This is a genomic window from Rhodocytophaga aerolata, assembly GCF_030503435.1.
Taxonomy (GTDB): Bacteria; Bacteroidota; Bacteroidia; order Cytophagales; family 172606-1; genus Rhodocytophaga; species Rhodocytophaga aerolata.
This window is the reverse complement of sequence record NZ_JAUKPO010000028.1, coordinates 1-26,953: the sequence shown is the minus strand read 5'-3', so window position 1 is coordinate 26,953 and position 26,953 is coordinate 1. Positions and strand designations below refer to the sequence as shown.

Genomic DNA, 26,953 nt, shown 5'->3' with positions numbered 1-26,953 from the left:
GATTAAGCGCACTGAAAAAACACTTCAAATTTACTGCCTTCATTGGGTTTACTTTTTACATCAATCCAGCCCTGGTGAGCTTTAACAATAGCCTCTACATAGCTCAACCCTAAGCCAAACCCACCCCCCTGCTGCACATCTCCCGTAGAAGCTCTGAAAAACTTCTCAAATATCATCTTTTGTGTTGCCTTATTCATACCCATACCTTTATCTGCCACAGCAATGACTAGCCCATTCGTTGTATTATAAGTGCTTAGTGTAATTTCTGGGGGCAGCGGAGAATATTTATCGGCATTATCCAAGAGGTTATATAATACATTACTGATGTGATGCGTATCTGCCTTGATAATGGCATTCTCTGCTTTCAATTGCAGGTTAATGCTTCCATTGCGTTGGCCTATTTTTACTTGTGCTGTCTGCGCAATACTACTGATCAGCTCATTGATATTTACCTGTTGCATCTTTAAGCTTACTTGCCCTCTTTCTAAAGCGGCTATCTGTAAGACATGTTCTACCTGTACCTGTAAACGTTGCGTCTCCTCAAAAACAATAGACGCGTAGCGAATACGTTTTTGCTCATCTAACTGATCGTGCTTTTTGTGTAGCACTTCACTGGCAATAGATAAATTAGTGAGAGGCGTTTTTAGTTCATGGGTCATGCTGTTCATAAAGTCTGTTTTCATTTCTGAAAGCTTTTTTTCTTTCAGCATCCGGATAGCCATATAAGCGAACACAGTGAGCACGAGTAAAAAAGTAAAAAGGGTAAAAAGCCATATTCCCATGCCACCGGCAAGATAAGCTTCTTTCGAAGGAAAGCTTACACTAAAGTTTATAGGAGTTTTTGCCTGATCGCGGCCTATACAAGCAATATTCTTTTCCACAGCCCCACGCTTGGGGGTGGTATTAGCCCAATAATTCCCTAATAGTACTAGATTATTCTTTGCCTGATAAAAGGTGAGTTGATAATCTGTTTTCAGCTGATAAATGGCCAATTGTGCCCGGACCAGGGAATCCACTAAATGGTAGCTGGCAGGGCTATTGGAGGGAACATAAAAATCATTGGTTGCTCTTTGTGTGATAGGCCCAATAGCCGTAATTGAATCGTTGCTCGCCAAAAGAAGCCCATGGGCAACGGCTCTCAGGGCAATGTTTACCTTTTCATTAAATTGCCTTTCTTGCTCGTTAAAGGCTAGGTTAAACCAATATAGTTGAATCGTTAACAGGGCAAAGAGCGAGAAAGCAGCTAGTACGACCATTACTTGTAAATATTTCCTTTTCATATTCTATGATTCATTCCCTATAAACCGCTAGCAAGAACTTAGTCAGTCTAAGGTAAGCATTTACCAGCGAAAAATATCGGCTTTTACATTTCATTAACATTCTTTTACATACCCTTAACTAACCCGTAAGCCAATCTTTGTTATGTTTACTTGGGTAATAGTCTTCCTGTATGCTTAAATGCTCATCCGACTTCTCAAGCAAAAAGGCAAGGGCCAACTGTTGTGCTTATACATGAGGTAGGGTAACCCAAGGGAGAAGGGTATGTAAACCCTACTGTTGCCTATGGGGTTATGCGGATTTTTGATTGTTATCGGAAAAGATACTTTTGGCAGGTAGGGCTAAACATGAGAACGAATCAGGTGAAGCAAAGGAGGTAGCAACGATAAGGCAAATGTACGCAATCGCATACAAGAGTTGCTTTTACACAAATGTTTGGCGCAAGCTGAAAATAGGAGAAAAAGTCTACTGATATTGATAGTATTGACCACCCTGCTTTTTTCATGTGGACAAGAAAGGTTTCTCAGAAAACAGCTCGTTTTCCCCAGTTGACAAGTAAGCAAACTGGTGCTCATATCAGCTCCGGCCTTCTGAAGCGTAGGGCCAAATCATGAAGGCTCAGCACCGGATGGCTTTGATGTGTTCTCAGTACTAAAAAGAAAAAATGATGAACTCCATTCACATATATGCTTTGTTGATAACTGTGTTTTGTTTTGCACTTCCACGAAAGGATAAAACAAAACACAGTTATCAACAGATACTATCAAGTCCGAATCCAAAGAGGTAACCTCTTTCCAGGGACCTAACACAGCGGTTCGTACCATCGAGCAAGACAGTGAGGGTAATATTTGGCTTGCTTCAAACGAAGGTATTATTCGCTACAATGGAAAATCGTATGGAATTGTGTTCATAACGGATTGGGAAAATAGAAATGCACTACCAAGAACAATACATATAAGTCACACCAAATCAATTATAGTCATGAAAATCCATATCCTTGCTTTGTTGCTCTTTGTTCAATTTTCATTTGCCCTTGATCAAGCCTTAGAATTGCCACAGGCATTCCCTCTCCCGGATAGTGGGCAAAAACTACATAGAAATAAGTCAAGGGTTGCAAACATCATTTTTAAATCTACCGATGGCGGACAAACATGGCAGGACATGAGCGAAGGGCTGCCTGAGAATGAGCAGGCGGATGGTTTCGTTGAAAAAGATAGTGAGCTCTATATACGTGTTGGAAATGGGATATATCACAGTAGACCAAACTCCACGACTCCTTTTTGGAAAAAAGAGATTTTCCCTGGCAAACATAGCTGGATAGCCCCTAGTAAGGCTGGGATATTTGCATACAATTATTCAGATGGCCGGTTTTTACAAAAAATAAATGGAATGAGTATATGGTCGCCTATATACATGAATTTTCATGAGAAACAAGTAAGCACCGTTTTTGAAACTGCCCTAGGCACCGTTTTTATCAGCTCCGGCAATGGCCTTTTTAAATCCACCAACAGTGGAATAACTTGGAAACAAGTTCTTAAGGGAAGTTCGGTAAACAAAATGATAGAAGCAAACGGTGTACTCTTAGCGACCAGCCAGAAGGGTATATTACGGTCGACAGATGATGGTGAAAACTGGAATTGTGTGATTAATGAGGGCGGTGTGGGCATTGCTGTGGAACACATCAAAGGCGGATTTGCTGCTATCACTTACAATACAGAGTCGAAGACCAGAAGAGTGCGAATATCCTACGACGGTGGTACAATCTGGCAGCCTATTGATGCCGGCCTTCCGGCAAGCCTCCTTATTTCCTCCATTATTGAGGTTGGCGAATATTTCTTTTGTGGCCATCCTATCGGTATTTTTAAATCATCAGACAAGGGAAAAACATGGAAACTGTTACTTCCTTCTATAGAAAATAAAGTCTTCAATTTATTTGTTTCAGGTAACCTAATTTATGCGATCCCCCGAGAGGGAGGATGTTGAAAATAGGAGTTACTTTTCATCCATTGTTTAAAATTACCTCAAGTGACGGATATGATTAGAAAGACTAGTATTTGTTGGCTTATTAACCCCGATATAGAACAAGCAGGAAACGATAATAATAAAAGGGGAGTTAAGTTAACCCCCACCTTTGGATTTACTTATGTGAGGTATACTTTATGGAAATATGTTAAAAGGGTTGCAATCTCATTATAGACCTGCTCCCTCTAGATGCATAGCATTATGCCCAACTCATCATAGGAATGACCCCAAAATACACCAAATAGGCTGCCACTAACAGATGTAAGAAGGAAAGAACCACCATGGGCCAATAAATAGTCTTCGCAATTTTACGCATTCGCCATCTATATAGAACTATTACAGAAGCTATAGCTCCAAAGGCAAACAAAATAGAAAGGCTCATCAGACTAATGGATAACAAGCCCGGTGTTGAAAGCACTATATCTGCATTTTTAAAGCCCATTCTTTGCAGAATAACAAACAGCAGGAAGAACAGGCTGGTAAGGCTAGGATACATACTTATTGTTAGTGCCCTTGAGTATTTTTTACCCTTGGTCAGATATAACATAGAAAGGAGAAGAAAATAGCATAGACACAAGATCATCAGCATTAGCCAACATCCTACTACTAGAAGCTGTCCAATCACACGCAAGCCTGAGATTTGTTGTAGCACTGATTTTTCTGTGTACAATACTTTCCCGGCAATTGGGTCAGTAGCTTCAACCAAGCTCACTTTACCTGTTTGATCAGAGGTAAATTTTGTTGGAGATAGTGGATAGTAAATTGTTTTGGGGCCGGGTATAATCCAGGATCTTGTTAACTGCTTGCCTTGCAGCTCAAGCTTGTCTATATTAATAAGCAGATCCTGGTAAAACCGGTTCTGATTGCGAGGATTAATAGCTAGGTAATAGCCTTAGTAAAGCAATACCTACACCTAGTCCCTTATACTTGCTTACAGTTCGCTGTAGGGTAGCCTGTAAAATTTGCATTTTGTTCTCTCTAAGGCTGTCAATAGTTAAATGGCTTTTTGATCTACTAACACTATGAAAAGAGAGAATAATGAATGCAGCAATGCACAAGCATTTAAAATAGGTAGGTAACATTCCTTTAATTGCAAGGGATTTGTGGCTATTCTTTAGCTTTCGCTCAATATAAGATTTCTACTAGAAGGATGCAATTCCAAATTACGGATGTAACAGAAGTGTGTAGCACCCTGCAGAGCCTTACGGTGAGCAGCGTTAGCCATCTTATTCACAAAGTAGGCAGTCGGAGCCATAGCTGTAAACTAGATGCTAAGATCCTATGATATGATTTAAGTTTGGATGCTGAGTTATTACAAAGGTAAATGAATGTAACTCCCTTTTCTGTTAACACACGGTTTTTAAAGGTTTTAAAAGCAGATTTATTGCAGGAATAGTATAGTAAAATTTTAATAATTTTTGTTGCATTTCTAAAAGAAAATACATAAATCGTCATAGATAATTTCATTTCTTCTACTTAACGAAGAAAGCTTATTTGTATTTAAGTGCCTATTAGTAAGCTTGTAATTATACCTCTCCATTAATTGTGAGCTCCCTCTATCAATCGCAGCATTATAATGATTGCAATAAAACTTTAAGTAAGAAAGTACACAATAACTTATTTATTACTTAACCTAAAACTATGGGAAACTTTACAATAAGATTTCTAATAAGCTTTCTTTTGTTAACTGGTTCTTTTGTAGCTTATTCACAGGAAAGATCAATTACAGGAAAGGTAACCGATGCCGAAAATGGTGATCCTCTTCCTGGTGCCAACATTTTGCTCAAAGGATCTACCAAAGGTACGACCACTGGCGCCAACGGAGATTTCCAGATAGCTGTGCCGGATGCATCAACAGTTCTGGTAATTAGTTTAATAGGCTACCAAAGCCAGGAAATCCCGGTAGGTAACCGAACTTCTATAGCTGTTTCACTAATCACAGATATAAAAGCCCTGGAAGAGGTAGTAGTAGTGGGCTATGGTACGCAGAAAAAGGCCGATTTAACAGGTGCTATTAGTGGTCTCCGGGGAGAAGATATTCAAATTACTACAAAGCCGGTAACCAGTCCGGATCAGATATTAGCAGGCAGGGTAACAGGCGTAAACATCGCTAATAGAAGCGGTGACCCAGGCGCACCAATCAACGTACGGATACGCGGCATTGGCACTACCGGAGTAAATCAGCCACTGTGGGTAATTGATGGGGTGCCTATTGTACAGACGACTAACCAGACGGTAAACACGAATTCAAGTACAGAATCCAATCCTCTTTCGGGCATCAACCCAAGTGATATTGAATCGATAGATGTACTGAAAGATGCTTCAGCCGCCGCTATCTATGGGGCAAGAGCCGCCAATGGGGTAATCATAGTCACGACCAAACGGGGCAAAGATGGGAAAGCTACTTTTACCTACGATGGGTATATGGGGGCTGCCTACACACCTAAGCGGATAGATGTACTCAGTGTAGACCAGTATATAAATCTTCAGGAAGAACTAGGGCGTAATCTGAGCCAGTTCAGAGGACAACCGTTTGTAGATTGGCAGGATGCTGTTTTCAGAGCTGGTGCTATTAAGAACCATAATTTCTCGGTAAGCGGCGGTACGGCTAATGCTAACTATTTTATTGGTGCTGGGTACTTCGACCAGGATGGAATTGAACCTGCCCAAGGTTTTAAACGGTATTCTATTAAAGCTAATTCAGATATAAAAGCCGGCAAGCGGTTTAAATTTGGTGAATCTCTTTTACTAAGTTCTACTGATAGATTGAACCAGGGGGAAGATGCCATTTTTGGGGGCTTTACTTCTGCATTAAATGCACCGTATTATAAAATATACGATCCCAATGGTCCTTTAGGATATAATCCAGAAAATGTTACCTCTCGGGGCGAAGGTGCTACAGGTAATAATATAATCATGCGGACTGATCCCAGGGTAACAGAAACCAGAATTATTACCCGTAAAGTCTTAGCCAATTTGTATGGGGAGGTTGAAATTTTCAACGGCTTAAAATACCGGATTTCCGGAGGTATAGATTATACGGTTGGCAGTGGAGATTTCTTTCAAGAAGAATTTCCCTTTGATGGTATTTCTCCAAGAAATTCTCTCCTGACACAGGAACGTCCTATTGAGTTAACTACCAATCTAACCCATACTTTAACCTACAGCAGAACATTTGGGAATCACGACCTGACGCTTTTGGTGGGTGAAGAAGAAACAAATTTCCGGTTCGACAAAGTACGGCTTCAGGGGAATAATCTGTTTAATTCACAAATCCGTTTTGCTTCTACAGGGGCTGCTGTTTCGGCAGCCAATGAGGCCGATCATTGGGCACTCAGAGGTTTTCTGGGAAGAATAAACTATTCCTATAAACAAAAGTATTTACTAACAGTTAATGTGCGGAACGATAATACCTCCCGTTTCTCCAAAAACAACCGCTCCCAGACGTTCCCTTCCGTATCTGCCGGATGGAGGTTGAGCCAGGAAGCGTTCTTCCCGAAGAACGACATAGTCGATGATATTAAATTGAGAGGTAGCTGGGGCCAGTCTGGCAATCAGTTTACGGGAGCTAACTTTGCTTTCATGAGTGCCCTGCAAACTACCATCTTCTACCCGATCGGAACCGGACAGGTCATCACCCGCGGTCCGGCACCTATTAACTTTGCCAACGAAAACTTGCGCTGGGAAACCAGCAATCAGTTAGATATCGGAGCAGATATAAGCTTACTCCGGGGCAAAATAGAATTCACCTTTGATTACTATAGAAAAGTAACAAAAGACGTATTGATTGGTCTTCCTATTCCTTATACTTCCGGTTATTTCTTGCCTGCCGATGCCAACATAGGAAAGATTCTCAACAATGGCGTTGAATTGTCCCTGAACTACCGGAATAGTATCGGAAAGTTTACCTATAGTGCTGGGGGTAACATTACGACTGTGCATAATGAAGTATTGGATTTAGGTACTGCCCCCCCTATAATTACAGGTGTTGGAGGAGCTTCCACGCACCGTACGATTGTTGGGGAGCCTTTAGGCCATTTCTATGGATATAAAACAGATGGCATTTATCAAACCCAGGAAGAAGTGGACGCCGCCCTGCCAGATGCCTTCTCTGCTTCCCGAGCCCCAGGTGACATTCGGTTTGTGGATGTGAATGGAGATGGGAAAATAGACGCACAGGACCGCACGAATATCGGAAATCCCAATCCGAAATATTTTTATGGGATTAATTTGTCGGCAGCCTATGTAGGTTTTGATCTCTCTGTATTGTTACAAGGGGTTGGAGGGATACAAGTTTATAACAATGCCCGGTCCCAGTTAGAGAGTATGAACAGTGGAAATAACTTTTCTACCCGTATACTGGACCGCTGGACAGGCCCAGGAACCAGTACCACTATGCCCCGGGCTGTAGCAAACGACCCCAATGGCAATAACCGCTATTCTGACAGATGGATTGAGGATGCTGATTTTATGCGTATCCGGAATATACAGCTGGGCTATGCCATTCCAACAAAGAATTTGGAAAACTGGACAGATGGATTTGTTGCCAGATTCAGAGTATATGTAGGGGTGCAAAACCTGTATACCTTCACCAAATATCTGGGATTCGACCCGGAAGTGACCAGAGGCAGAAGTTATCAGAAAGGAGATTTCTCCCTGGCTAATGGTCAGGACGATGGTAGTTCTCCACAGCCCAGAATCTTACAATTTGGCGTTCAGGCTACTTTCTAAGTTACCCATACACAAATCTAAAAAGTGATTATTTGGAATAACCATTGAAATAAAGGTTACACACATGAAAAAAACACTTTGCATACTAACTCTTTTTTACTGCCTCAATTCTTGTAATAATCTGGATCTGCTTCCCTTAGACCGGGTTACTTCAGAAACTTTTTACAAGACACCTGAAGAATTTGACGGAGCCATTTTTGGTGCCTATTCCTCTATACAGGATTTCTGGGGTACTAGTACAGAAACCCTTGGGGAAGAGGGTGAATATTGGAAAATATCCGTAGTAGCATCCGATGATATGGTAGCCGATATAGATGCAGGCACCGATGGCAGTTCTCGTGACATAGATAACCTGATTATCCGGGCCAGCGATAAACCCTTTGCAGCAGTTTATACACAAATTTACGAAGGTATTTTACGGGCAAATATTGTACTGGAGAATCTGGAGGGCGATAATGAGCTAACGGCTGAAGAAAAGGCAAGTGTTGAGGGAGAAGCTAAATTCTTACGAGCCTTCTTTCACTTTGAAGCGCTAAAATTATGGGGCACGCCTCCTTTAGTAACTACGGTTATGAAAGAATTAGATAACCTGGCGGTGCCCAATGCCACGAAGGAACAATTATACACCCAGATACTGGCCGACCTGAAAGATGCCTATGATAATATGCCAGCCAGCTGGGATGATGCCAATAAAGGAAGAGCCACTAAATGGACAGCCAGAGCTTATGAAGGAAAAGTAAATGTATGGAAACAAGACTGGCCTGCCGCTATTACGGCCTTTGAAGATGTGATCAATAATGGCCCCTATCAACTGATTAACACCGGCAATCCACAAAAAGACTTAGAGGATGTATTTGCTTATAATAATGAAAACAATATAGAATCTATTTTTGAAGTTCAGTATGGTGGTCCATTTTCAGACGATAACATCTGGGTTTTTGATGATACCCACTCTGAGGCATTTAAAGCTTCGCAAGGTGTTGGCCGGAGCTGGTACTGGGATGCAGGCAATGGTGCGCCAGGTGGTAAGCGGGGATGGTGGGCACCTTCCCAAGAACTCGTAAGTGCCTATGCTCCTACCGATGCCCGGTTAAATGTATATGTGTATAAAGCAGGTGATACCTATTATACCACCGACGGGTTTAGAGCCTTGCCTTATAACCCAGACTGGTCTACTACTGGTTATACCGTAAAAAAATATGGCGGACAACGGAATGTGGTTGCAGAAAACCGTTCGCCCAACCAGCAAGCGGAGTTTAACAATGAAAGGCTATACCGGTTTGCAGAGCTTAAGTTATTGTATGCCGAAGCACTCATAGCGCAAGGAAGAACAACAGATGCCGCTCAGCAAATAAATGATATCCGGAACCGGGCTGGCTTACCTAATCTTGATTCTACTGCTGACCTTACCCAGGCTCTTAGAAAAGAGAAACAACTTGAACTGGCTTTTGAACCCCACCGCTGGTTTGATATTGTCCGCTGGGGAATAGGCCCACAGGTATTTGGAGCTAAGTGGAATGATCGGTATAGTGTGTATCCGTTGCCACAAACCGAGATAGACCGGGCAGGTGGAGTTTTGACACAGAATCCCGGCTATTGATGAGCGCACAGTTAATTTATTCCCTGGCAAAGAAAAATATCGGACTTTGTTAATTTAAGTTAGTAAATTATATACCAAAAGTGTTTTCATTACCCATTGAAAATGCTTTTGGTATTTTAATTTGAAATAGTAAAGACTTTTTCTGTAGTGAAATATGAGAAGTTTTCTCACCTATTTATCTTGCTATTTTTTTGCTAGAACCGGATTATGGCATGCTAAAAGCAAATGGAGAAAAGTATATAATATCTCTTTTCTGGTAGTATTCTCTTGCATTCTATGGCAGTGTACTAACCGTTCCGAAGCATTATTTCAAACCCTAAGTGCCGAACAGACCGGTATTCATTTCTCTAATACAATCTCGAGTGCAGATACGTTGACCATTTTGGATTTTGAGTACATGTATAATGGAGGTGGCGTAGCTGTTGGGGATATAAATAATGATGGCCTACAGGATATTTATTTCACTGGCAACATGACCTCCAGTAAACTCTATTTGAATAAAGGTAACTGGAAGTTTGAAGACATCACAACTAAAGCAAAAGTAGGAACAAATGTCTGGGCCAATGGAGTAGTTATGGTGGATATCAATGCAGACGGGTTTAAAGATATCTATGTCTGCGTAGGAGGAAACAGAAACACACCAGATGCAGAAAAAGCCAACCTGTTATTTATTAATAATGGAGATAACACCTTTACAGAAAGGGCCAAGGAATATGGCTTGGCAGATACAGGTCATGGCATTCAATCAGCCTTTTTGGATTATGATGGAGATGGAGATCTGGATATGTATTTACTGCGAAATGCCTTCGTCGACTACAACCGCAACATACCCAAGCCTAAACAAATAACCGGCAAAGCCACGTCAACAGATAAACTCTTCCGCAATAATGGAGACAATACTTTTACTGATGTTTCTGCACAAGCTGGAATTACCATTGAAGGTTTTGGCTTAGGCGTAACCATTGGTGATATTAATGACGACAACTGGCCGGACATCTATGTTTCCAATGATTTTATTACCAACGATTTATTATGGATGAATAATGGAAATGGCACCTTCACTAATCAGGCAGGGAAGTATCTGAAACATCAGACCTATAATGGAATGGGCAATGATCTGGCCGATTTTAATAATGATGGTCTCCTGGATATTGTCGTATTGGATATGCTCCCTGAAGACAATAAGCGGACAAAGCTAACTTCCATGGGGAATAACTATGATGAATTCCGTAACAGCTTATCCCGGGGGTATGAACCGCAATATGTCCGGAACACCCTTCAACTCAATCAAGGCAATGGCAAATTCAGTGAAATCGGACAGCTTTCAGGCATTGAAGCAACCGAATGGAGCTGGGCGCCACTGTTTGCTGATTATGATAATGATGGGCTAAAAGATCTGTTTATTACCAATGGATTCCGGCAAGATATTACCAACCTGGATTTTGTGATCGGCAGCAAGAAAGCCTTAGCCATGGGTACCCCGGAAGCTAACAGAACGGAAAGAATTGAAATGCTAAAGGAGTTACCTGGCATTAAAGTACCAAATTATATCTATAAAAATCAGGGAGATCTCACTTTTAGTGACTACACAAATTCATGGGGCATGTATGCACCCACCTATTCCAATGGTGCTGTTTATGCGGATCTGGATAATGACGGAGATCTGGATCTGGTAATTAACAACATTGATGATAAAGCCACTATACAAAAGAATCGCAACAGTGAACGGAAGATAGATAACAAGGCTACTAATTATTTACGAATAGCTTTTAAAGGTTCTTCGCTGAATCCGGAAGGAATCGGTACAAAAGTATATGTGAAACATAAAGGCACTTTACAGTATCAGTATTTCACACCTTTCCGTGGATACCTTTCTTCCGTAGAACCATTTCTTCATTTCGGCTTAGGGAGTATAGGGGTAGTGGATAGCCTGGAAGTGCTTTGGCCGGATGGCAAGTATCAACTACTAAGAAAGGTTGCTGCCAATCAGCTCTTGCAAGTAGATTATGCTCAGGCTACAGCCAAACCTATGCTTACTCAAGCCTCTCCTGCTCCTTTGTTTACAGAGATTACTGACCGTAGCGGGCTTATTTATCAGCATGAGGAAAATGAGTATGTGGACTTCAAGAAACAACCCCTTTTGCCCCATATGCATTCCCGCTTAGGGCCGGGCATCAGTGTGGCCGATGTCAATGCGGATGGCCTAGAAGATGTGTATCTAGCAGGGGCTAGCAATCATAGGGGTGCCCTGTTTGTACAACAGACCAATGGCCAGTTTCAAAGAGTAGCTACGCCTGCTATGGATTCTTTATCTGAGCAGATGGGGGTTTTGCTGTTTGATTGTGATAAGGATGGGGATGAAGACTTGTATGTAGGCAGCGGTGGCTCAGAGCACCCCAAAGGTTCCCCCCTCTATCAAGACAAACTCTACCTGAATGATGGTAAAGGCGGGTTTAGCTTAGCCCAAGGGGCTTTGCCTTCCTTGAAAGAAAGTACTTCTTGTGTCATAGCCGCTGACTATGATAAAGATGGAGACTTAGACCTGTTTGTCGGGGCAAGAGTGATTCCCGGAGAATACCCCATGTTACCTACCAGCACTTTGCTTCGTAATGAAATCAGTCAAGGCGAATGTAGGTTTACGGATGTCACTCAAGAGCTAGCCCCAAGCTTGCAAAAAGCAGGCATGGTCAGCGCAGCCTTGTGGACTGACTATGACCGGGATGGCTGGATAGACTTAGTAGTCACCGGGGAGTTCATGCCTATCCGCTTTTTCCACAACCAAAAAGGCAGCTTTACAGAAGCTACCTCGACAGGTATTACAGACAAACGTGGCTGGTGGAACAGCCTGGCAGCGGCAGACTTTGATGGGGATGGGGACATGGACTATGTAGCCGGCAACCTAGGTTTGAATACTAAATACCGGGCCACAGACAAAGAACCTTTGTGTGTGCATGCGGCTGACTACAACAAAGATGGCAGAATGGACCCGATCATGAGCTACTATCTGCAAGGAGAAAAGCAGCTGATTCACTCCAGAGATGATCTGATCGATCAGATCTCAGCTATGAAAGGCAGGTTTCGCAGTTACAAAGCCTATGCCCAAGCTACTTTTGAAGAGTCCTTTCTGCCCCAGGAGCTGGAACAGGCTTATGTAGCTTGCAGCAACTGGATGCAAAGCAGCTATATTGAGAACTTAGGAAAGGGAAAGTTTGCAATCAAGCCATTGCCCATTGAAGCCCAGGTGGCCCCTATCTTTGGTATGTTAACAGCAGATTACACTGGCGATGGGCACATAGATGTGTTAGCTGTCGGCAATGCCTATTCCACCGAAGTAGCCACAGGAAGATATGATGCTTTGCAGGGACTCTTGCTGAAAGGAGATGGCAAAGGAGGCTTTCTAGCAGCAAGCTCCAAAGAGAGTGGCTTTCTGGCAGACAAGGATGCCAAAGGCATAGCCAGGCTGATCACTGCCGATGGCAGGGAGCTAGTGCTAGTAGGTAATAATGCAGACAAGCTGCAGGTCTATGAGACAAAACAAAGAGGGGGTTACTACAAAGCCCAAAGAGCGGATGCCTATGCGGAGATCACGTTGAAAAACGGGAAGACTTACCGGCAGGAGTTCTCCTATGCTTCTTCCTATCTTTCCCATTCCAGCAGAACAGTAAGATTACCTAAAGACTTAACTTCCTTAGTTGTTTTTGACTTTACAAGAAATAAACGAACCATTTACCCGGATCTTCATGCAGAAAATAAATAACATCATCACATGGATTTGTATTGGGTTATTTGCTGCTGCATGCGATACAAACTCTTCCCAGGTTTTCAAAAGGCTCCCGGCTAGTCAGACTGGTATTCATTTCAATAATACTATTCAGGAGGATGATACTCATCATGTATTCAGCTATACAAATATTTATACCGGGGCAGGTGTAGCTGCCGGAGACATCAACAACGACGGGCTGACAGATCTGTATTTTAGTGGAAACATGGTTACCGGTCGACTTTATCTCAACAAAGGAAATTTACAATTTGAAGACATCACTGAATCGGCAGGTATAGTGAGTACCCGCTGGGGAACGGGTGCAACCATGGTAGATATTAATCAGGATGGCTGGACGGATATGTATGTATGTGTTTCTGGAAGTGCTACAGGTGATCAGCGGGCAAATTTGTTATATATCAATAACGGTGATAACACCTTTACAGACAGGGCTAAAGAATACGGATTGGCAGACACCCGGCAAGTAATGCATGCTTCCTTCTTTGATTACGACCTGGACGGAGATCTGGATGTATGTATGATCATCAACCCGGCATCTATCAAAAATAACGTCAATACGGTTCAGCCCAGAAAATTGGCCGGAGAATCTCCCAGCACCGATGCACTTTACCGGAATAATGGTAATAACACGTTTACCGATGTATCCAAAGAAGCAGGTATTCTGGCAGAGGGCTATAGCCTGGGACTGGCCATCAGTGACATCAACAAAGATGGGTGGCCGGATATTTATATTTCCAATGATTTTATCAGCAATGAAGTTCTTTACATCAATAACCAGAATGGTACTTTCACAAACCAGGCGGCTAGCTATTTGAAACATACCAGTTATGCAGGAATGGGCAATGACATAGCAGACATTAATAATGATGGCCTGGTAGATATAGTCGTGGCGGATATGAGGCCTGAAGACAACTTCCGGCAAAAATTAATCATTCCCTCCTCCAGATACGACCGTTTCAAGTTAGCCCTGGATTATACCTATGAGCCGCAATATTCCCGCAATACCTTGCAGCTCAATCAAGGCAATGGCAAATTCAGTGAAATCGGCTTTTTAGCAGGCGTGAGCAGCACAGACTGGAGTTGGAGCACCTTGCTGGCAGACTATGACAATGATGGAGATAGGGACCTCTTTGTTACGAATGGATTTTTAAGAGATTTGGGTGATCTGGACTATATCCATTACCAGAACATTTATAATGGCCCTATGGGAACAGTAGAAGCCAAAATGAAAAACAAATTAGAAGCGATTAAATCGCTGAACATAGTTCCCCTGCAAGACTACCTATATGAAAATGTGAATGGTCTTACCTTTTCAAAACGTTCTTCAGCCTGGGGAATTGATGTAAAAGGCTTTTCCAATGGTGCCCTGTATGCTGACCTGGATAATGATGGAGATTTAGAGTTGATCGTAAATACCATCAATGACAAAGCCCATGTGTATGAGAACAAAAGTGAGCAATTTACTAACCGCAACTTTCTTAAAATCATACTGAAAGGAAATATCAAAAATCGGAACGGTATTGGTACTAAAATACAACTTCGATATACGAAAGGGCAGCAATTTTATGAACATTTCCTCTCCAGAGGGTATGAATCATCTGTTGATCAGGTTATCCATTTTGGCTTAGGGAATATAGGGGTAGTGGATAGTGTAGAAGTTATCTGGCCGGATGGCAAGTATCAACTACTGAGAAAGGTTGCTGCCAATCAGCTCTTGCAAGTAGACTATGCTCAGGCTACAGCCAAACCTATGCTTACTCAAGCCTCTCCTGCTCCTTTGTTTACAGAGATTACTGACCGTAGCGGGCTTATTTATCAGCATGAGGAAAATGAGTATGTGGACTTCAAGAAACAACCCCTTTTGCCCCATATGCATTCCCGCTTAGGGCCGGGCATCAGTGTGGCCGATGTCAATGCGGATGGCCTAGAAGATGTGTATCTAGCAGGGGCTAGCAATCATAGGGGTGCCCTGTTTGTACAACAGACCAATGGCCAGTTTCAAAGAGTAGCTACGCCTGCTATGGATTCTTTATCTGAGCAGATGGGGGTTTTGCTGTTTGATTGTGATAAGGATGGGGATGAAGACTTGTATGTAGGCAGCGGTGGCTCAGAGCACCCCAAAGGTTCCCCCCTCTATCAAGACAAACTCTACCTGAATGATGGTAAAGGCGGGTTTAGCTTAGCCCAAGGGGCTTTGCCTTCCTTGAAAGAAAGTACTTCTTGTGTCATAGCCGCTGACTATGATAAAGATGGAGACTTAGACCTGTTTGTCGGGGCAAGAGTGATTCCCGGAGAATACCCCATGTTACCTACCAGCACTTTGCTTCGTAATGAAATCAGTCAAGGCGAATGTAGGTTTACGGATGTCACTCAAGAGCTAGCCCCAAGCTTGCAAAAAGCAGGCATGGTCAGCGCAGCCTTGTGGACTGACTATGACCGGGATGGCTGGATAGACTTAGTAGTCACCGGGGAGTTCATGCCTATCCGCTTTTTCCACAACCAAAAAGGCAGCTTTACAGAAGCTACCTCGACAGGTATTACAGACAAACGTGGCTGGTGGAACAGCCTGGCAGCGGCAGACTTTGATGGGGATGGGGACATGGACTATGTAGCCGGCAACCTAGGTTTGAATACTAAATACCGGGCCACAGACAAAGAACCTTTGTGTGTGCATGCGGCTGACTACAACAAAGATGGCAGAATGGACCCGATCATGAGCTACTATCTGCAAGGAGAAAAGCAGCTGATTCACTCCAGAGATGATCTGATCGATCAGATCTCAGCTATGAAAGGCAGGTTTCGCAGTTACAAAGCCTATGCCCAAGCTACTTTTGAAGAGTCCTTTCTGCCCCAGGAGCTGGAACAGGCTTATGTAGCTTGCAGCAACTGGATGCAAAGCAGCTATATTGAGAACTTAGGAAAGGGAAAGTTTGCAATCAAGCCATTGCCCATTGAAGCCCAGGTGGCCCCTATCTTTGGTATGTTAACAGCAGATTACACTGGCGATGGGCACATAGATGTGTTAGCTGTCGGCAATGCCTATTCCACCGAAGTAGCCACAGGAAGATATGATGCTTTGCAGGGACTCTTGCTGAAAGGAGATGGCAAAGGAGGCTTTCTAGCAGCAAGCTCCAAAGAGAGTGGCTTTCTGGCAGACAAGGATGCCAAAGGCATAGCCAGGCTGATCACTGCCGATGGCAGGGAGCTAGTGCTAGTAGGTAATAATGCAGACAAGCTGCAGGTCTATGAGACAAAACAAAGAGGGGGTTACTACAAAGCCCAAAGAGCGGATGCTTATGCTGAAGTGACTTTGAAAAACGGGAAGACTTGCCGGCAGGAGTTCTCCTATGGTTCCTCCTATCTTTCCCATGCTAGCAGAACAGTAAGATTAACGCCTGATATTGTACGAATAAAAGTGGTAGACTTCCAAGGAGTAAGCAGAATTTTAGAAAACCGAGTAGAGCTAGTAAACCAATAAATAGTGTCACTTTTTCAACCCTCAAAAAATAATGCACAAAAAGTATTTAGTTACCATTTGCCTGTTGGTATGTACGCTAGGATGCTGCCAGGCACAAAACGTTGATAACTTATTATTAAAAGATTACCAGCCCCGTTCTATCTATAAAATACCTGTTACACGTGTAGCTAAAGCTAAATACCCCATTATCGATATGCATTCGCATCCCTATGCCAAAACAGAGGAAGAACTGGCACAATGGGTGAAAACCATGGATGAGGTAGGAGTTGAAAAATCAGTTATCCTTTCTTATTCTACCGGAGCAAGATTCGATTCTATTCAAGCAAAATATGCCAAATTTGGCAACCGCTTTGAAGTATGGTGTGGGTTTGATTTTAAAGGTAAAGATGAACCAGGCTGGAGTGAAAAAGCGGTAAAAGAACTGGAGAGGTGTTATAAAGCAGGTGCCCGTGGGGTAGGCGAATTAGGGGACAAAGGCTTAGGAGAATTTTACTCCAAACCTACGCCAGGTTATATACATATTGATGATCCGAGGATGAAGCCATTGTTACAAAAATGTGCAGAGTTGAAAATGCCTGTGAACATCCATGTAGCAGAACCCTACTGGATGTACGAGCCTATGGATTCTACCAATGATGGTTTGATGAATGCCTATAAATGGCGGATAGACAAAAGCAAAGAAGGTTTGTTGGGTCATGCAGAATTAATTAAGACTCTGGAAAATGCGGTTCGGGAAAACCCGAAAACTACATTCATTGCCTGTCATTTTGCAAACTGTGAGTATGATTTAAGTATATTAGGAAACTTGTTAGAGAAATATCCTAATCTCTATGCCGATATTTCTGCCCGGTATGGAGAAACGGCGCCTATTCCTAGGTATATGAATGCTTTTTACAAAAAATACCAGGATAGGCTTTTGTATGGAACAGATATGGGTATGAGTCCGGACATGTACCGCACCACTTTCCGCATTCTGGAAACAACTGATGAGCACTTCTATGAGCATGACCTTTTTAGCTATCACTGGCCTTGCAATGGCTTTGGGTTAGATACTCCTATTCTCAATAAAGTGTACCGCAAAAATGCTCTGAAAATCTTAATGAAATGAACTGCGCCTAACATCTATCATACTCGGATATGTAAAATGATCAGGCGCAGTTCATTTTACATATCCCAAAAAGCGGCTTGTGGTCATAAGAGAAATAGTTAAATTATTTCCCCCATTTTCTACCCTCAAACATTTACGTGTGTATTGATAAGCTTACTTTTCTTACTATTTCTTTTATACTTATTTGCTACTTATCATACACCAACACAGATGAAAGAATTATTAAATCTTAAATTTTTAGCAGCTTAACTTTTTGTCCACTTTTCTGTTGTAAGTCCAGCTTTCTCTTGCGCTTCTTTGATGGCAAATGTAATTCTTTCTTCCTGCTCTTTTTTTGAAGTAATATCATAACGAACGCCAATGTATTTGATCGGCCTTCCATTTTCACCTAGCACAGGGGTGATTGTGGCATCTACCCAGTAATAAGAACCATCTTTAGCCCGGTTCTTCACTTCCCCTTTCCACACTTTGCCTTTCACTATAGTAGCCCATAGGTCATCAAACAGTGCTGCTGGCATATCCGGATGACGTACGATACTTTGCTTTTTACCGATTAACTCTTCCCGGGTATATTTAGCTAAGCGGCAAAACTCATCATTAGCAAAGATAATATTCCCGCGCAAATCAACCTCGGAAACAATAGCCGCGTTATTAAGTGCGGCAATCTGCCCACCTAATTCTATTTGCTTCCGAGTCATTTCTTCTTGGGTAGCATTTAACTCCTCCATATTCTGGCGCATTTCTTCTTCCTGTGCCCGAAGTTCTTCGGCCTGTTGCTGAGATTTTTCTAATAAAGTCTTTGTCTGCTCATTTACTCTTACTGTAGAAATAGTGGAAGCTATACTTTCTGCTATTTTTTTGATGAAAGCAATCTCGTAATCTTTGAATGGTTTGAAAGAAGCTAGCTCAATAACGCCTTCCATTTGTCCATTATTCAACAAAGGGACTAATAGTACACTACTCGGTGTAGCCTCTCCAAGGCCACTAGTAATTTGTACATAGTTTTGGGGAATGTCGGTAAGATAAATAGAGTCCTTTTCAAGGTAACATTGCCCTACTAACCCTTCGCCTACTTCTATTTTTTTAGAAATAAATTTTTTGCGGTTGTATGCATAGCAAGCAATCATTTCCAGCTGTACCTGCTTAGAGGCTGACTCATTCACTAAAAAGAAGGCTCCTTGATTGGCTCCGGTGTATTTAACCAGGTTTGCCAGAACACTTTCTGCTAGCAGGTTTAACTCTTTATCTGACCGTAATATCTCGCCAAACTTAGCTAGGCCTTCATTAGCCCAGCTGCGTTTTGCATCTTCTTCTGCGGACGTTTTCAAGTTATCAATCATCTGATTGACTGCTTTAGAGAGTTCATCTTTTTCACTTTTCACTACAGCTCTTTTAGAGAAGTCACCACGTGCAATGGCTGTGCATACCCCCGTTATCTCTCGTTGCGATTCGACAACCTTGAAAAAAGCTGCATTTAATTCCTCTATTTCCCTGTTATTGGCTTGTACTTCGGTAATAGCCAGATTGCCTTGTGCCACTTCCATGGCAATGGAGGAAATCTGGTAGATTGGATTTAGTTGTTTTTTTAACAACCAAATAACAAAAACGATGAACCCGGCCAGGAAAGTTATACTTAACCATATCAAGTTCACCATTTGGGCTTGTGCGTGCTTGGTGAGCTCTGCTAAGGGTACACTGATACACACTTGCCAGGTAGCAGTAGAATGGCCGAAATTGATAGGTGCATAGACGCGTAAGGTATCGTTGCTTACCATAGAAGGTTGGCTCTGCAGATTCTGTAAATGAGGAAGTGCAGCTTCCACTTTTTTACCGAGTAATTGTCTTTTTCCGGTAGCTGCGGCAATAGTACCGTTAGTAGATAATACATATAGCTGCCCTAGCCCACCGAAAATCTGCTTCTGGTCGGCATCTACCATATCTTGTATCCAATCAATGCTGATATCCGAGCCGGTTATTCCAAGAAACTGGCCATTTTTGATGATAGGTACAACTACAGACATCATCAGCACTTGTTTTCCCCCGATAGGATATATATAGGGGTCTAGTACCGATTCTTGGGCTGTCTTTTTAGGGATCAGATAATAATTTCCTGTGCCTGCTGTCTCATAATCTACTAAAGGTTCCAGGCTTATCTTTCCATTCACCCTTACCCAATAGGGAATAAATCTTCCTGTATGATCATGGCCTAACGAATTTATATAAAGGCTATCTTTTCCGTCAAAGGCATTAGGCTCCCATAAGGTATAGGTGCCTAACAAGGAGGTGTGGCTTTGCAGGTAGTTTTTAAGCATACCATTTACGTCATCTCTGGTAAGGCTACTTTGCAGCTCTTCATCTTTTATAGCAAGCAAGGAATTGGATAAGCTGCGGCTGCTAGATAAGGGGGTCTCAATAGTGGCTTTTAACCTGCCTGAATAATCCCTAGCCATCGCCATGGCATTTTCTTTAGCGCTAGCTACTGCATTTTTTCTGATTTGAATGATAGAATAGCTAAAAAGCATAGCTACAAGAACAAAAGTGGCTACTGCTACGATCAGTGTTACCTTAAAACTAATAGTATTATATCTGCTACTCAGTTGCATGACAAGTAAAATTATAGTAAAGAATAGTTTATTTAGATAAAGGAATGCCTATATTCACTTTAATAAAACCATCATTGATGGCATCAAAGCCGGCAGCTGCTTTTAAGAAAGCTCCTTTAGGGAAAGTGTACTGGACAAAGGGACCTAGCCACAAATAAAGATTAGTTGCTTTAGCGCCGCTCATTCTTGAAAGATAGAAGTCTTCAACAAGGGCTCCTGCAGTAATTTTACTGGTAAATTTATAGCCTGGTGAAAACCATATCCAGCAATAATCCACAGTCGTAGGACCCTCCGTCCGTAAAGCTTTAAACCATACGGCGCCAAAAGTAGTCTCTGTGTAGGTATTAGCAAAAGAACCAAAAAGTGCAGGTACAATACCATCTCCTAAAACGCCTTTTTGCCCTCCTGAAAGCACTTTGCCATAAGTGAAGCCTAGGGAAGGATTGATGCTTAATCTTTCTTGAAATAAAGTGAAATTTACTCCTGCGCCAACTTCAGTCCAGAAATCTGTTCCAGTTACCGCATTGCCAAAGGCAGGATTAGCCCAATAATTGGCATAAAAAGTCAAGCTGGTTTTATCAGATAACGAATGGGTGCCATTGCCTGAGACATAAAATCCAAAATAACTATCCTGACCGATCCCGAGGGTAAAAGTAGAATTACTTTCTTGAGCCTGCACTTGCAGAAACAGAAAGGATGAGAGTAAAAGTAAATAAATCTTCTTCACAGTAACGGATAGTTAAACATTCTCAAAGAGACACTACAGTCATGCTCGGCTAGTTTGTGCTGGCAATACCAAGTAACAGGGTGTGATGGCATCTTGATTAACTGAAAGACTTACAGGACTGATATGAAAAAATACAATGAGCTAAAAAACGAAAGTACTCCCGGCAAATCAATTCTTGAATTGAATAGATCAATGGGAGAAAAACGCAAGGCAATATACACTAGCTTCTATAGGTCAGTATAAAAAAACGAGGAGTTATCTTACAAAGATGACATTTATGTATATAAAATGAATTTAGTTTCTATATGTAGAATAAGTATACGGGAAAAGTTAATTCTCTTGACCTTTTGCCCAAACTTAGATAGTGTTTTATATAGGTAGTCTGATAAAAATGGCTAATCAGCTAACGGAAAATATAAGTTTGTAATGCATAACGGGCATGGCTGTTTCACAATTATTGCTTTCAATTTTAGCTTTTGAATGCTAAATTGATGAATAGTAGGAAAAAGAGAAGTGTCCAACAAAAAATGCCTTTCAGAAGTAATAGAAGGATTTATCCCAAAGGATAATATCTACCTGCGCCTAAAGCAGTTGTTAGATTTAAGCTTCCTTTATGCTATTGTCAAACCTTACTATGGAAAGTGTGGACAGAAGTCAATAGATCCTGTGATATTTTTCAAGCTTCAGCTTGTAGCACATTTTTAAAATATTTGTTCTAAGCGGGCGCTTATTGAAAAGAGTCAGTTGCGAGTAGATATACTGCACTTTTTAGACTATAATCTTGGGAACGCCTGCCTGGACCTAAAATCAAGATTTGGACCTGAAATAAGATTTCATCTTGGGTCCATCTTGAGATCCGCCATAGCACTCTATCCAGAACATGCAAACGATTGCCGACTGCTGTGCTTGAAGCTTGCTTTCAAGCCATCCTCGCTCAATGTGTGGAATCAGGGATGCTCAGTGGTCATACGCAATTTGAGTATATACGCTCAATGGTAGATGCTGCTTTTGTTGAAGCCAATGCTTCACTAGATACATTTAAGCGAAAAGCTATATTAGCCTGGCAACTGCTCAAGGGAGAAGCTACACTAATTTTTCCTGCTGATTTTTCAGACTTACAATCTCCTTTCATTGCTCTAGCAAGGCAAGTTAAGCCAATCAAAAAAGGAAGAAACAATACCACTCATCAAAGCCTGGCCGCCTATATTATTTATCTACCATAGCTGTCGATACATCGGATGGAGTTGCAACAGGTTACTAGAGGAATTTTTCAGGCAGCAATTCTTTCCTGTTCAAGATAAGGCTGATACTGTTGTGGACTTCTGTTGCCCAGTGCACTATGCCTTCTTTTACGGTTGTACCAGCCTTCGATATACTCAAAAATAGCTAATTTGGCTTGCTGCCTGGTTTGAAAATCTTCATGGTAAACCAATGCTGTCTTCAGCGTTTTAAAGAAGCTCTCGGCTACTGGATTATCCCAGCAGTTGCCTTTTCTGCTCATGCTTTGCAATACAGGAAATCTCTTTAGTTGCTCTTTGAAATCTGTACAGGCATATTGCACCCCTCTATCAGAATGGAATAGTAATTTCTGAGTTATCGGCCTGTTTTTGATAGCCATCCTCCAGGCCGCTAGTGTAGTGTTAATCGCTTTCATCTTCTCACTTAAGGTCCATCCAACTACTTTTCTATCAGCTAAATCCAAAATAGTTGTCAAATATAGCCATCCCTCACCGGTTCTGATATAAGTCAGATCTGATACCCATTTCTGTCCAGTGACTTGTGCAGAAAAATCCCGGTGTAAATAAACACCCAGGCTTGCCGCCGGCGGAATGTGATTAGCAAACGTTTTTCTAGCGTTCATTTTCTGCCCTCTCTCAGATAAATATGTGTTCGGGCAGCTATAATTCTACTAGATAACCTATCTTCAACCCTGTAAACAATTTAAGTAATAGACCCGATTAAAAGGTATATGGCACAAGCAAGAAAACAGGAGTTTACGATGGTAGCCAAGACCATTTCCGGTTTGGAAGATATCTTAGCCGAGGAGTTGTTGAGTTTAGGTGCCAAAGAAATTGAAAAGCATAACCGGGCGGTAAGCTTCGTAGGCGATAAAGGTTTCATGTACAAAGCTAATCTAAACCTGCGGACGGCTTTGCGGATATTGAAGCCAATTAAGCATTTTCTAATAAAAAATGAGCAACAATTGTATACCCAAATCCGGACCATTAACTGGGCGCAATACATAGATGTAAGTGATACATTGGCTATTGATTGTGTACTGAGTTCGGACCTTTTCAAGCATTCGCAGTTTCTTTCCCAGAAAGCAAAAGATGCTATTGTAGATCAGTTCCGGGAGGCTTTTGGGGTACGCCCTTCAGTGGATCTGCAAAGTCCCACGTTGCGGATAAATCTGCATATTAAAAATGATCAGTGTACCGTTTCTTTAGATTCTTCTGGAGAATCCTTACACAAAAGAGGCTACCGCAAGCAAACCAATCTGGCCCCCATCAATGAAGTGCTGGCTGCCGGATTGGTTTTACTCAGCGGATGGGATAAGCAATCAACCTTTATTGATCCCATGTGTGGGTCAGCTACCATTCTCATTGAGGCGGCCTTAATTGCCTGCCATATTCCTCCAGGTTATTACCGGCAAGAATATGGATTCCAGCGGTGGAAAGACTATGAGCCGGATTTGTGGGATCGGATTTACGAAGCCTCCATCAGCAAAATTAGTGACAAAGGAATTGAACTGACAGGGGTTGAAATTTCAAGGAATGTAGCAAGAAAAGCCAGGGAAAACATTAAATTAGCTAACCTGGAAGAGATAATTACGATTCACAATACTTCATTTCAAGCGTTTGACCCACCTGCTGCTCCCGGAATCCTGATTATGAATCCCCCGTATGGAGAACGTATGCATCTGGATGAAGACATCAATAGCCTCTACCAAAGTATTGGCGATACCTTTAAGAAAAAATACCAAGGCTATAAAGGCTGGATAATAAGTTCTAATATGGATGCTTTTAAGCATGTAGGCTTACGTGCCTCACGCAAGATCATTGTTTTTAATGGTCCATTGGAATGTCGTTTTGTCTGTTATGAGATGTATGAAGGCAGCAAACGCGTATTTAAATCCAAAGAACCAAGTCCAGAGCAATAGTCTGCTTATCCCTTGAGCTTTGGACAATACGTATATGGAGAATAAGTTTAATGTGGTAGTTACGTAACTTTCTGTCGGAGGAACTACTAAGTTTGGGCGCCTTCCATAATTTTCTTTCTAGCATCAATCCGAAAATGGGGCTCCGGACAATAGTGGTTTATGAATGTATATTATTGTTAATTGCAAGCCGCTGTAAATTAATTCATTCTTATACTTTTCTCAACCTCTTCCCGATAATTTCTTCCGATTGGAATTTGATAGCAGCCAATAATAATTCTATTACGCTCAATGCGGTTAATTGCTTTCTTTACTACCAGAAACGACTTATGTACCCTGACAAAAAGGGAGGATGGAAACATTTCCTGCACCATCTTGATAGACCCTTTAATAACAATCTTTTCTTTTGCTGTATGGATAATTGCATAGTCCTTTAATCCCTGGATATGGCTCACCTCATTAAAGTGAAGTTTAATCCGTTTTACCCCACTCTTTACAAATATAAAGTCAGGCATAAGTTCACCCGAATCTACCTGTGTGCCTTGTATCTTCAACGAAAGAAAGTCGATAGCCTTAACAATGGCTGCTGAAAACCTCCCATAAGAGATTGGCTTTAATAAAAAATCAATGACCCCTAGCTCAAATCCCTCAAAAGCATACGTACGGTAGGCAGTTGTAAAAATCGTAAGAGGCGGATCGGTTAGCTTTTCCAGGAACTCAATCCCGGTCATTTCGGGCATTTCAATATCCAGGAACAATATGTCTGCTTTTTGGTTTTGCAAATACGCTAAAGCATCCCTAGCCTTGCTAAACAAGGTTACGGACTGTATATGCTCCATTTTTTTTAAGTAGCCCTCCAATACTTCCAGAGCAAGGGGTTCATCATCCACAATCACCACCTGTAGCATACCATTTTATTTCGATTTTGTTTACTAGAGTTCAATTACCAGCTTGGCCAGAAAGCTATCTTTTTTATCTTCCAGCTCCAACTTGTGCCTCAACGGATAGAGTAGTTCCAGACGCTTTCGTAAATTACCTAGCCCTATCCCTCCTTTATTTTTACTGCTACTTTCAGGTGGTTTCGCATTTTCGACAATAACCGTTAGTGTGGATTGATGCAACCCAATATTCACCCTTAGCCAGCCGTTCTCACTATGAATGCTAAGCCCGTGTTTAGAAGCATTTTCTACCAGGGGCAGTAATAACAGCGGGGCGATTTTCTGTCCATTAAAAGCATCCGTGACATGTAAAGTAATCCTTGATCCGCCACTTGACCGGAGTTGCTCTAGTTCAAAGTAGTTCTTCAGGTAACTAACTTCCTTCTCCAGCAGCACCCTTTCACCTGTACTATCATACAACATATATTCCATCATGTCAGATAGCTTGAGAACGACATCAGGGGCGAGTTCAGATTTTTTAAGTGTGAGCGCATACAAGTTATTGAGTATGTTGAATAAGAAATGCGGATTTATTTGGGCGCGAAGAAAATCCACCTCTGCATGCAGTTTTTCAACCGTGATTTTCTGAATAATACGCTGCTGCTCATACCAGTCCATGCTTAATTTAAGAGCAAGCATTAACCCAAGATACCATAAGGTGCTAAAAAAATTGTAGGATAAGCTCCCTGGTAAACGGCTGTCGCGCAGCGGACCCACCACATAGCCATAGAGATAATAATCAAACAGGCTTTGAATTAGTAAATACCCTATCACAGAAAGGATAACTACTGTAAAATAGGCCACATAGCGCTTTTTTAACAGATAGTTGGGTAAAAAATACTGCAGGTTCAGGTAGGCGATCCCGATAAGGAGCCCAATGCGGCCGGTCACACAGGCGACAAAATAGGGTAAATTCGCTTTCTGTATGAGGTACTTCTTTTCATAAATAAAAAAGCCGGTAATTAGCAGCCAATAAGCACCATGGATCAAAGCGTATTTTAGTGAAACGCTGCGATTAGAAAATGGAAGCCTAAGGGTTTTATCAAGAAAATCCATCTGTAGTGAGTATAATTTTACGATCGGCACTACCCATATTCTTTCTATAAAAGAACAAAAAAACACCAACCTTGAGAAATTATGTCGACCAACTGCTAAAAAAATAGATGAATATAGCTACTAATGTGAATCAAGGGTAGAAAAGGCAGTATAGTAAATAGGATAACTTTGTAGAATGCTATTACTACACCTTATCCAACTCTATGACTATATCTGCCACTGCTATGATACACAGAGTTGCCTGCATCGTCAACGCATGAGCAATAATTATTCACCGGCTTTTAGAGACTAGAAATTTGCCTTCTTATCAAGCCTACGTGTAACGACCTATATTGGCAGTTTGAGATAATAGCTAAAGGGATGATGGAAAACTTAACTACAATGACTGCTATGCTCATGTGAGTTTAACTGATTCTTTACCTAGCATTCTTTCCAAAAGAGCTTGGCAGGCCAAGGTAGCTTTACAAGTAGCTG

General features: G+C 41.8%; 15 protein-coding genes and 2 pseudogenes. 10 read left to right on the top strand and 7 right to left on the bottom strand.

Translation table 11 applies throughout. The features are described 5' to 3' along the window. Positions 1–2 precede the first annotated feature (2 nt). Positions 3–1,280, bottom strand: coding sequence for a sensor histidine kinase (locus tag Q0590_RS28685; protein WP_302041092.1), 1,278 nt, complete (start codon positions 1,278–1,280; stop codon positions 3–5). Between the two features lie 760 nt (positions 1,281–2,040). Between Q0590_RS28685 and Q0590_RS37635 the strand changes: the two are divergent. Together Q0590_RS37635 and Q0590_RS28680 are read left to right on the top strand one after the other, a co-directional pair. Beyond that, positions 2,041–2,136, top strand: a pseudogene (locus tag Q0590_RS37635) (two-component regulator propeller domain-containing protein); the annotation flags it as partial. A 123-nt stretch (positions 2,137–2,259) separates the two neighbouring features. After that, the gene (locus Q0590_RS28680) at positions 2,260–3,261 is read left to right on the top strand and encodes a WD40/YVTN/BNR-like repeat-containing protein (protein ID WP_302041091.1); all 1,002 of its coding nucleotides are present in this window, start codon (positions 2,260–2,262) and stop codon (positions 3,259–3,261) included. A gap of 238 nt (positions 3,262–3,499) precedes the next feature. Here the strand turns inward: Q0590_RS28680 and Q0590_RS28675 are convergent, their stop codons facing one another. Then, positions 3,500–3,796 carry a hypothetical protein gene (locus Q0590_RS28675; RefSeq protein ID WP_302041090.1) on the bottom strand — a complete coding sequence of 99 codons (297 nt, stop codon included), beginning with the start codon at positions 3,794–3,796 and terminating at the stop codon, positions 3,500–3,502. A gap of 1,145 nt (positions 3,797–4,941) precedes the next feature. Here Q0590_RS28675 and Q0590_RS28670 point away from each other — a divergent pair. The 5 genes from Q0590_RS28670 to Q0590_RS28650 all read left to right on the top strand — a co-directional run bounded on the left by Q0590_RS28670 (position 4,942) and on the right by Q0590_RS28650 (position 17,998). Further along, the gene (locus Q0590_RS28670) at positions 4,942–8,031 is read left to right on the top strand and encodes a SusC/RagA family TonB-linked outer membrane protein (RefSeq protein WP_302041089.1); all 3,090 of its coding nucleotides are present in this window, start codon (positions 4,942–4,944) and stop codon (positions 8,029–8,031) included. A gap of 64 nt (positions 8,032–8,095) precedes the next feature. After that, positions 8,096–9,631 (top strand): RagB/SusD family nutrient uptake outer membrane protein, encoded by a 1,536-nt coding sequence (locus tag Q0590_RS28665; protein ID WP_302041088.1) that lies wholly within the window; start codon positions 8,096–8,098, stop codon positions 9,629–9,631. Positions 9,632–9,785: 154 nt separating this feature from the next. Next, the gene (locus Q0590_RS28660) at positions 9,786–13,388 is read left to right on the top strand and encodes a VCBS repeat-containing protein (RefSeq protein ID WP_302041087.1); all 3,603 of its coding nucleotides are present in this window, start codon (positions 9,786–9,788) and stop codon (positions 13,386–13,388) included. Beyond that, complete coding sequence (locus tag Q0590_RS28655) at positions 13,372–16,890, top strand: VCBS repeat-containing protein (RefSeq protein WP_302041086.1); 3,519 nt, start codon at positions 13,372–13,374, stop codon at positions 16,888–16,890. The genes Q0590_RS28660 and Q0590_RS28655 overlap by 17 nt, the downstream gene beginning before the upstream one ends. 31 nt (positions 16,891–16,921) lie before the next feature. Beyond that, a complete protein-coding gene (locus Q0590_RS28650) occupies positions 16,922–17,998 on the top strand; it encodes an amidohydrolase family protein (RefSeq protein ID WP_302041085.1) in 1,077 nt (358 codons plus the stop codon). Between the two features lie 245 nt (positions 17,999–18,243). Here Q0590_RS28650 and Q0590_RS28645 read toward each other — a convergent pair whose 3' ends face one another. Continuing rightward, positions 18,244–20,601, bottom strand: a complete 2,358-nt coding sequence (locus Q0590_RS28645) for a PAS domain-containing protein (RefSeq protein WP_302041084.1) — start codon at positions 20,599–20,601, stop codon at positions 18,244–18,246. 28 nt (positions 20,602–20,629) lie between these two features. After that, complete coding sequence (locus Q0590_RS28640) at positions 20,630–21,328, bottom strand: DUF6733 family protein (protein ID WP_302041083.1); 699 nt, start codon at positions 21,326–21,328, stop codon at positions 20,630–20,632. Positions 21,329–21,841: 513 nt separating this feature from the next. Here Q0590_RS28640 and Q0590_RS37820 point away from each other — a divergent pair. After that, complete coding sequence (locus tag Q0590_RS37820) at positions 21,842–22,033, top strand: transposase (RefSeq protein ID WP_465269405.1); 192 nt, start codon at positions 21,842–21,844, stop codon at positions 22,031–22,033. A 197-nt stretch (positions 22,034–22,230) separates the two neighbouring features. Beyond that, positions 22,231–22,551, top strand: a complete 321-nt coding sequence (locus Q0590_RS28635) for a hypothetical protein (RefSeq protein ID WP_302041082.1) — start codon at positions 22,231–22,233, stop codon at positions 22,549–22,551. A 47-nt stretch (positions 22,552–22,598) separates the two neighbouring features. Here Q0590_RS28635 and Q0590_RS28630 read toward each other — a convergent pair. After that, a pseudogene (locus tag Q0590_RS28630) lies at positions 22,599–23,192 on the bottom strand (IS3 family transposase); the annotation flags it as partial. 105 nt (positions 23,193–23,297) lie between these two features. On the opposite strand from Q0590_RS28630, the gene Q0590_RS28625 reads away from it, so the two are divergent. Continuing rightward, the gene (locus Q0590_RS28625; RefSeq protein ID WP_302041081.1) at positions 23,298–24,488 is read left to right on the top strand and encodes a THUMP domain-containing class I SAM-dependent RNA methyltransferase; all 1,191 of its coding nucleotides are present in this window, start codon (positions 23,298–23,300) and stop codon (positions 24,486–24,488) included. A gap of 197 nt (positions 24,489–24,685) precedes the next feature. Here Q0590_RS28625 and Q0590_RS28620 read toward each other — a convergent pair whose 3' ends face one another. Together Q0590_RS28620 and Q0590_RS28615 are read right to left on the bottom strand one after the other, a co-directional pair. Beyond that, positions 24,686–25,393 (bottom strand): LytR/AlgR family response regulator transcription factor, encoded by a 708-nt coding sequence (locus tag Q0590_RS28620; protein WP_302041080.1) that lies wholly within the window; start codon positions 25,391–25,393, stop codon positions 24,686–24,688. Between the two features lie 24 nt (positions 25,394–25,417). Then, positions 25,418–26,479 carry a sensor histidine kinase gene (locus tag Q0590_RS28615; RefSeq protein ID WP_302041079.1) on the bottom strand — a complete coding sequence of 354 codons (1,062 nt, stop codon included), beginning with the start codon at positions 26,477–26,479 and terminating at the stop codon, positions 25,418–25,420. Positions 26,480–26,953 lie beyond the last annotated feature (474 nt).

Bases quoted from the DNA above. Each gene is read 5' to 3' on its own strand.
- Q0590_RS28615 (WP_302041079.1), bottom strand. From the start codon at position 26,479: ATGGATTTTCTTGATAAAACCCTTAGGCTTCCATTTTCTAATCGCAGC.
- Q0590_RS28645 (WP_302041084.1), bottom strand. From the start codon at position 20,601: ATGCAACTGAGTAGCAGATATAATACTATTAGTTTTAAGGTAACACTG.
- Q0590_RS28655 (WP_302041086.1), top strand. From the start codon at position 13,372: ATGCAGAAAATAAATAACATCATCACATGGATTTGTATTGGGTTATTT.
- Q0590_RS28625 (WP_302041081.1), top strand. From the start codon at position 23,298: ATGGCACAAGCAAGAAAACAGGAGTTTACGATGGTAGCCAAGACCATT.
- Q0590_RS28685 (WP_302041092.1), bottom strand. From the start codon at position 1,280: ATGAAAAGGAAATATTTACAAGTAATGGTCGTACTAGCTGCTTTCTCG.
- Q0590_RS28670 (WP_302041089.1), top strand. From the start codon at position 4,942: ATGGGAAACTTTACAATAAGATTTCTAATAAGCTTTCTTTTGTTAACT.
- Q0590_RS28680 (WP_302041091.1), top strand. From the start codon at position 2,260: ATGAAAATCCATATCCTTGCTTTGTTGCTCTTTGTTCAATTTTCATTT.
- Q0590_RS28620 (WP_302041080.1), bottom strand. From the start codon at position 25,393: ATGCTACAGGTGGTGATTGTGGATGATGAACCCCTTGCTCTGGAAGTA.
- Q0590_RS28660 (WP_302041087.1), top strand. From the start codon at position 9,786: ATGAGAAGTTTTCTCACCTATTTATCTTGCTATTTTTTTGCTAGAACC.
- Q0590_RS28665 (WP_302041088.1), top strand. From the start codon at position 8,096: ATGAAAAAAACACTTTGCATACTAACTCTTTTTTACTGCCTCAATTCT.
- Q0590_RS28675 (WP_302041090.1), bottom strand. From the start codon at position 3,796: ATGTATCCTAGCCTTACCAGCCTGTTCTTCCTGCTGTTTGTTATTCTG.
- Q0590_RS28650 (WP_302041085.1), top strand. From the start codon at position 16,922: ATGCACAAAAAGTATTTAGTTACCATTTGCCTGTTGGTATGTACGCTA.